Below are 7172 nucleotides of genomic sequence, written 5' to 3' on the forward strand. Positions count from 1 at the left end.
TATGCGGTATTGCCTTATCCGGTCGGATGCTCCTGCGCGAACTCAATCTGGCGGCGGAAGAACGCGGCGCGTTCCTCGAGCGTGGACGGCCGGATGCTGTGTTTGCCGCAATCCGGACAGACGCGGGTTTCAGCGCTGCCGAAGAAGATAAAGTGGCAGCATTTGGTGTCGCAAGTGTAGATCATGGCTTCACCTCTCTTTTTTACTGAGGACAGTGTACCACAGAGAAAGTCCGATAAAACTCCCTTTCTTGCAGGAGCATGGGGAAGTATGGTATACTGATAGCACCAATCATAAAAAATTTGTCTGGGAGTATCAAAATGGGGGAACAAAAACGCAGTCTGTTACGTCAATTATATTTACCGGCGGTTTTATGCACCGCGCTCTGGGGCAGTGCGGCGCCGTGCGTCAAGCGCGGGTACGAGCTGTTCGCTGTTTCGGTTGACGCGCCGTTTTCGCAGCTTGTATTCGCCGGTTGGCGGTTTGCGCTGGCGGGAATTCTTGTGCTGCTCGCAACTGGGCTGAAAGGGCACCGAATCGTGCCCAAACGGGACGAAATCAAGCCGATTCTGGCAATCAGCCTGTTTCAGAGCATGCTGCAGTATGTGTGCTACTACATCGGTCTGAGCGGTACGACCGGCACCAAAGGCTCGGTGCTCTCCGGCACGCAGACGTTTTTCGCGCTGCTGCTGGCGCATTGCCTGCTGCCGAATGACAAGCTCAACCGACGGAAAACGCTTGGCTGCATCTGCGGCTTTGCGGGCGTGCTCGCGCTCGGACTGGGCGGACTGAACGGCTTCAACCTCACCGGTGACGGTCTGGTGCTGCTGAGCGCGGTATCGGCGGGCGCGGGCGCGCTTGTTTCGCGCATTTACACGCCCGGCCGTGATCCCATGCTGCTGACCGGTTGGCAGCTGCTCATCGGCGGCTGTTTTCTGTTGGGTGTCGGCACGGCTGGCGGAGGCGCACTCGGTCGGGTGACGCTCGGCGGCGTGTTGCTGCTCGGCTACATGATCGCGCTGTCTGCGGCCGCGTTTACCATCTGGACGGCGCTTTTGGGTAAATTTCCGGTCGGAAAGGTCAGCCTGTTCGGCTTCCTGATTCCGGTGTTCGGCACGCTGTTCTCCGCGCTCGTGCTCGGCGAGAATATCTTCACCGTACGCAATCTGGCGGCGCTTGTGTTGGTCAGCGGAGGTATTGCCGTTGCCAATTCGACATCGACAAAAAAGTAACACCGCAGACGGAATTGCGGTGCATAAAGGGTTAATCTATGGTATTTAGTTCTGCAATTTCGTTGTTTTTCTTTGTGCCGATCGTGTTTCTGCTCGATCGCAGGCTGTCGAACGTGGATGCGAAAAACACCTGGCTGCTCCTCGCAAGTCTGGTGTTCTACTCGTTCGGACAGGTGTATTACCTGCCGCTGCTGCTGCTCTCGGTGGCGCTTAACTACGTTTGCGGACGGCTGGCCGCAGGAAAGTACGCCAAACTCGGTGTCACACTCGCGGTCATCGGCGGAATAGGGCTGCTCGCCGTGTTCAAGTACGCGGATTTTGCTATCCGCACAGTGAACGCACTGTGCGGGCTGGGTCTGCCGCTGACCGGCATTGCGCTGCCCATCGGCATCTCGTTCTTCACCTTTCAGGGACTTTCCTACGTCATCGACGTGTACCGGGAGCCACAAACGGTCTCTCACTCGTTCAAGAAGGTGCTGCTGTACATCGCGTTTTTCCCGCAGCTGATCGCCGGACCGATCGTCAAATACCACGACGTCGAGCAGGAGATCGACAGCCGCCGCACCACTCCGCAGGAGACCGCACTCGGCATCCGCCGGTTTATCTGCGGTTTGAGCAAAAAGCTGCTGCTGTCGAACGCGCTCGGTCAGATGGCGGACACGGTGTTCGCGCTGCCTGCCGGAGAGATCGGCATGCTGGCAGGATGGACGGGCGCCATTTGCTACACGCTGCAGATCTACTTCGATTTTTCCGGCTACAGTGATATGGCCATCGGTCTCGGACGCATGTTCGGCTTCCATTTCCGCGAAAACTTCAATTATCCGTACACCGCGACCACCATCAAGGAGTTCTGGCGCCGCTGGCACATTTCGCTGTCCGGCTGGTTCTGCGACTATCTGTATATTCCGCTCGGCGGCAACCGAAAAGGGAATGCGCGGACGTGGCTCAACCGTTTTCTCGTATTTTTTGCAACCGGACTGTGGCACGGCGCAAGCTGGACGTTCGTCCTCTGGGGACTGTGGCACGGCTTGTTTTCCGTGCTTGAGGACTGCGGTGCGATTCCGGTAGACAAGCTCAAGGGAAAACGAACCGGACAGCTGTACACGCTGCTCGTGGTCGTGCTCGGCTTTACGTTGTTTCGTGCGGACACGCTGGCACAGGCAGGTGCCATGTATGCCGCGATGTTCTCCGGCATTGGTCTGCATTGGATGGGCACGGCGGCTGTCTGGGCAAAATTTACGCCTGCGTTTGCACTGACCCTGTGTCTTGCACTGCTCCTGTGTACGCCTGTGGCCCGTGAGCATACGCCGAAACGTGAGAGTGTGACGTTCATCGGCTCTCTGGGTTTGCTGCTGCTGTGCATGATGTACCTTGCGGCAGGCTCGTTTAATCCGTTCATTTACTTCCGATTTTGAGGTGAAATATGAAATATAAATGGTTTACAGCGGCGTTTTTGTCGCTGTGCCTGATTCCGGCGGCGGGTATGCTCGTGCTGCCTGAGCAGCAGGCGGCAGGCAATGAGCATCTCACGCCCAAGCCGCGCCTGTGGAACGCGCAGACTGGCTGGAACGCGGAGTTTCTCGGTGACCTGACTGATTATGTTGCCGACCATTTCGGCTTTCGCCAGGAGCTCGTCACTGCGAATGCCGCGCTGCAGACCAGGCTGCTGTGTACCTCGCCTGCCGAGGACGTCATTTACGGCACGGACGGCTGGCTGTACTACGCGAAAACGCTCGATGATTATCAGAATCACGCAACGCTGACCGAGAGTGAGGCGCAGCAGCTGGCGCAGACCGTAAAATCCATGCAGGACTATTGCGAGAGTCGCGGCGCACGCTTTCTGTTCACGATTGCGCCGAATAAAAGCTCGCTTTATCCGGAGCACATGCCTGCGCGTTATCTGACCGAGGACGCGGACGGCAACTATGAGCGCGTGCTGCCGTATCTTGAGCAGGAGGGCGTGAACTACGCCGACCTGTTCTCCGTGTTCCGCGCACACGCAAACGTGCTGTATTATAAGACCGACTCGCACTGGACGAACCGCGGCGCCGCGCTCGCACATGATTATCTGATGAACACGCTCGGTCTGCCGCATACATCGTTCACGGATGAGGAATATACGACCGAGCGGAGCCACAGCGGCGATCTTTACCAAATGCTGTATCCGAAAGGCACGCAAAAGGAGGAAACGCAGGTGTATCAGACCTCGTTTTCGTATGTGAACCCGCCGCGCTCGGACGAGGATATCCTCATGCAGACCACACAGGAGAATGCGCCGAACGGTCGGCTGCTGCTGTGCCGCGATTCGTTCGGCAATGCGCTGCATCCGTTTCTCGCGGAGGATTTTCGTGAGGCGATCATCACCCGGCAGATGCCGTATCCATTGGAGCAGGTGCAGGAGGGCGATACGGTCATCATCGAGATTGTCGAGCGAAATCTGCCGAATATTTTCAAGGCAATACCGCATGATTGAACAAGAGCGATTTGCAAGTAAATTTTGTGTACTGACGCGACGCGGTTTTGCGGTAATACTTGATGTATTACCGCGAAACCGCAACAAAGTCAGGACGTAAAATTTCTGCAAAGCGCCGCAGCTTTAATTGTGCGGTGTTGCCTCAGATATTCACCGGATTTGGGGAACAAAACCGAACCGTAATCCGTCTAATCAGTATCCGCAGGAGAAATAAACAATATGGAGGAAATTTTATGAAAAAGCTGACAGCCATGCTGCTGGCACTAACGCTCTGCTTTGGCCTTGCTGCGTGCGGCGGCAACACCGCACAGGACGATACCAAGGACGAGAGCCAGACCGTCCAGACCGGCAAAACCGAGGATAAGAAGGACGAAGCGAAGACCGAGGAGAAATCCGACGAGGCCAAGACCGAGGACGCAAAGACCGAGACTGACGATAAGACCTCGACCGACAGCAAAACCGAGGATAAAACCAACGAAACCAAGCCGGTAACGAGCAGCACGAACACCACGACCGCAAAGCCGTCTGCTTCAGCGGGCACGAGCAAGCCGTCTGCCTCGACGAGCAAACCGGCGGCATCTGCTCCGGCAAGCAAGCCGGCACAGAGCAAGCCTGCGGCAAGCGCTCCGGCTGAGACCAAACCCGCAGAACCGGCGAAGCCGACTGCCTCTCAGGCGAGCGGGTACGTCGGCTCGTCCGCATCCGCACTCGAGAGCGCACTCGGTGCACCGACATCCAAGAGCTATTCGCCGAGCTGCATGGGCGAAGGTGAGGACGGCATCTGGACGTATGACGGGTTTACCGTTTATACCTATAAAGAGGGCGGTTCGGAGACTGTCGAAGCGGTTCAATAAATTAGCAGTTAGTAATCGACGATACGGTTTTATGTTTCGCAGGGGAGGCCAGTGGCCTCCCCTTTTCACGTTCTGCAGAGGTAAAATGAAAGGGCAGACCAATGGTCTGCCCCTGCGGAGGATAAAATTCCTAATTACGAATTTATCAGAGAATGCGTCTCTGCGGTTTATTCGCTACCTGCTTTACGGCTTTGCACGGCACGCCGATGGCAAGCATACCTGCCGGTACATCCTCCGTCACAACGCTGCCTGCGGCGATGACGGCGTTATCACCGATGGTGACGCCCGGGCAAATCTGCACGCCCATGCCGATCCAGACGTTATTGCCGATGGTGACCGGCTTGGCATATTCCAGTCCGGCGTTGCGCTGTGCAACATCGAACGGATGGCCTGCGGTCGAGATACAGCAGTTCGGGCCGATGAACACATGGTCGCCGATGGTGACCGGCGCTGCGTCCAGAATCACAAGGTTATGGTTTGCATAAAATGCACGGCCGACACGCGTATGGCTGCCGTAATCGACAAAAAACGGCGGCTCAATGACAATATCGGGCGCACAGGCGCCTAAAATGGCATGCAGAAGGGCGTTTTTCTCCTCCTTCTGGGAGGAACGGAGTGTATTGTAATCCATGCACAGGTCGCTGGTCTGCGCACGCGCTTCGAGCAGCGCAGGGTCGCTGTTGGCATCGTACAGCAGGCCGGAAGCGGCTTTTTCAAGTTCGGTCATCGTCAGGGTTCCTCCTTAATTCTGGTGGCGTACCAGTTCATAATCATCGCCGGAGCGGTAGTACGGACAGCTTTTGCCGGTCTGCATCAGGCGGTAGAATTCGTCCTCATCCAGATAGGCTTCGCATACATATTCATCCATTTCATCATCGTAGACGTTGTAGGCACAGTCGTCACAGGTTCCGGTCATCGGTCAGCGCTCCTTTCAATTTGGTCGATTGCGGACTGCAGAATAGCCTCGGGGTCGTTGCCGCAGATGTCGAGACGCTCCGCATAGATAAGTCGGGTCTCGCGGATACCGAAGTATTCTTTGGTCATAGCGGTCAGATAATCGAAGCTGAACCGCGGGTCGTACGCGCCGCCTGCGGTGGTGATGTAGGTCAGACTGCGGGCGCGGCACAGGCCGCACGATTGTCCGTGGTCGTTGTAGGCGCTGACAATGCCGGTGACATAAATGTTCTCAATGTAGGTTTTCAGCTGTGCCGGAAAGCCCAGATCCCAGTAGGGAGCGGCAATGATGATATCGTCGGCATCGGCAAACTGGTGGGCATAATCGAACATCGGGTCGTGCCATTTGCCGTCGGCAATGAGCGATTCGCGGTGAGCAAGCCGTTTACGGTCGAGCGGGACGAGCGGCTGATCGTATACGTTCAGCTCGGTGACGTCGCTTATGTGTGCGAGATAGGCGCGCGCCAGCCGTTCTGTCCGCGACTCTTCCCGCGGACAGGCGTTGATGTAGAGTGTCATGGTATCCTTCCTTCTTCTTGTTCCTAACTATATAGTATAGCAGAAAACTGAGAAATTAGGAATTAGTAATTAGAAATTATTGTGAGGATGAAACCCATCCCTGCGGTACAGCTCAATAAATTAGCAGATTATTTTATGCTGTTTACCAGAGCCTGCCAAACTGCAGTATCGAAAGTTTCATCTGCAATAAAGCAGTAGCTATACTGGCTATCCTTCCACTCGGCCGAGGTATAACCTGTCTCGGCATAGAGAAGTGCGTCCGTACCCTCGAGTTTCTCGCCGGAAACGGCATGGTTCATACCTTCGAGCGCGTCCTCGCCTTTACCCATGCAGTATTTAAGTGTATGTCCTTCCGCGTCCGCATACACAACAACAGCCATGCCGAACTGATCGGATGCCGAGTCGAACGCATAGCCATCCGGCAAGGTCTGCGGCAGCGCCAGCGGGAAGGAGAGCGCAGCGGCAAGCGCGTCTGTCGTGTCGTAATCCTGCGGCGCGGTGGCGGTGACAGGCGGTTCCTTTCCCTCACCATCCGGATTAGCAGACGTGCGGTTTATCTGCATAACAGCTGTGCCGCCGATAATCAGTACCAAACAAGCTGCAGCCGCTCCGTATCTTCTCCAGGCGGACGGTTTGCGCACCGTCGGTTTATCCAAGGCATCGTGCAGGCGCTGCTCGAGGTCGGGAGACGGATTGACGTGCTCCATCAAACGGTTGTACTTATTCATCGAAATCATACGCCTCCTTCAGTGTCTCTTTGAGCATACTGCGTCCTCGGTGCAGCAGGGAACGCACGGTGCTCTCCTTCTGTCCGAGAATGCGTGCGATTTCCGCGGTAGAATACCCTTCATGGTAGAACGGATGAATGGGTTCGCGGTACTTGGGCGGCAGAGCACGCACAGCATCCCACACAAAGGCGAGGTTACTGTCTAACTCATCGCACGGATAGCTTTCCTTGAGTGCGTTCGTGTGCTTGAACCACGCCGGATTCAGCTTGTTTTTGCTCAGGTTGATGGCAACACGGAGCAGGAAATCAGTGAGACAGAGGTCGCGGCGGTAATCAGCAGCGTATTCTAAAAGAGTGAAGAGTGGAGATTTTCTCCACTCTTTCTCTTTTGCGGGTATACAGAAAAAGAGTGG

At 55.9% G+C, this 7172-nt stretch carries 10 protein-coding genes; 4 read left to right on the plus strand and 6 right to left on the minus strand.

What is annotated here, in order from left to right; genetic code table 11:
* Positions 1 to 14: 14 nt before the first annotated feature.
* The gene (locus PGY33_RS13885) at positions 15 to 185 is read right to left on the minus strand and encodes a hypothetical protein (RefSeq protein WP_158575305.1); all 171 of its coding nucleotides are present in this window, start codon (positions 183 to 185) and stop codon (positions 15 to 17) included.
* Between the two features lie 135 nt (positions 186 to 320).
* Here PGY33_RS13885 and PGY33_RS13890 point away from each other — a divergent pair, with 135 nt between their 5' ends.
* The 4 genes from PGY33_RS13890 (at position 321) to PGY33_RS13905 (ending at position 4559) form a co-directional block, all read left to right on the plus strand.
* Positions 321 to 1232: a DMT family transporter gene (locus PGY33_RS13890; protein WP_270479117.1), complete on the plus strand. Its 912-nt coding sequence runs from the start codon at positions 321 to 323 to the stop codon at positions 1230 to 1232.
* Between the two features lie 38 nt (positions 1233 to 1270).
* Positions 1271 to 2647 (plus strand): MBOAT family O-acyltransferase, encoded by a 1377-nt coding sequence (locus tag PGY33_RS13895; RefSeq protein WP_270479120.1) that lies wholly within the window; start codon positions 1271 to 1273, stop codon positions 2645 to 2647.
* An 8-nt stretch (positions 2648 to 2655) separates the two neighbouring features.
* Positions 2656 to 3705, plus strand: coding sequence for an alginate O-acetyltransferase AlgX-related protein (locus tag PGY33_RS13900; RefSeq protein WP_270479122.1), 1050 nt, complete (start codon positions 2656 to 2658; stop codon positions 3703 to 3705).
* Between the two features lie 233 nt (positions 3706 to 3938).
* Complete coding sequence (locus tag PGY33_RS13905) at positions 3939 to 4559, plus strand: hypothetical protein (RefSeq protein WP_270479125.1); 621 nt, start codon at positions 3939 to 3941, stop codon at positions 4557 to 4559.
* A gap of 145 nt (positions 4560 to 4704) precedes the next feature.
* Here PGY33_RS13905 and PGY33_RS13910 read toward each other — a convergent pair whose 3' ends face one another.
* The 5 genes from PGY33_RS13910 to PGY33_RS13930 all read right to left on the minus strand — a co-directional run.
* The gene (locus tag PGY33_RS13910; protein WP_270479128.1) at positions 4705 to 5286 is read right to left on the minus strand and encodes a sugar O-acetyltransferase; all 582 of its coding nucleotides are present in this window, start codon (positions 5284 to 5286) and stop codon (positions 4705 to 4707) included.
* A 15-nt stretch (positions 5287 to 5301) separates the two neighbouring features.
* Complete coding sequence (locus PGY33_RS13915) at positions 5302 to 5475, minus strand: DUF6472 family protein (protein WP_165815537.1); 174 nt, start codon at positions 5473 to 5475, stop codon at positions 5302 to 5304.
* Positions 5472 to 6032, minus strand: a complete 561-nt coding sequence (locus PGY33_RS13920) for an NAD(P)H-dependent oxidoreductase (RefSeq protein WP_270479130.1) — start codon at positions 6030 to 6032, stop codon at positions 5472 to 5474. Before PGY33_RS13920 ends, PGY33_RS13915 begins: the two co-directional genes overlap by 4 nt.
* A 128-nt stretch (positions 6033 to 6160) precedes the next feature.
* Positions 6161 to 6769: a hypothetical protein gene (locus tag PGY33_RS13925; protein ID WP_147356955.1), complete on the minus strand. Its 609-nt coding sequence runs from the start codon at positions 6767 to 6769 to the stop codon at positions 6161 to 6163.
* Positions 6753 to 7172 (minus strand): RNA polymerase sigma factor (locus PGY33_RS13930; protein ID WP_270479132.1); only part of this gene is annotated, 420 nt, incomplete at its 5' end. The genes PGY33_RS13925 and PGY33_RS13930, both read right to left, overlap by 17 nt.

Origin of the sequence: Butyricicoccus sp. AF18-9LB (assembly GCF_027684505.1) — a bacterium.
Classification (GTDB): domain Bacteria; phylum Bacillota; class Clostridia; order Oscillospirales; family Butyricicoccaceae; genus Agathobaculum; species Agathobaculum butyriciproducens.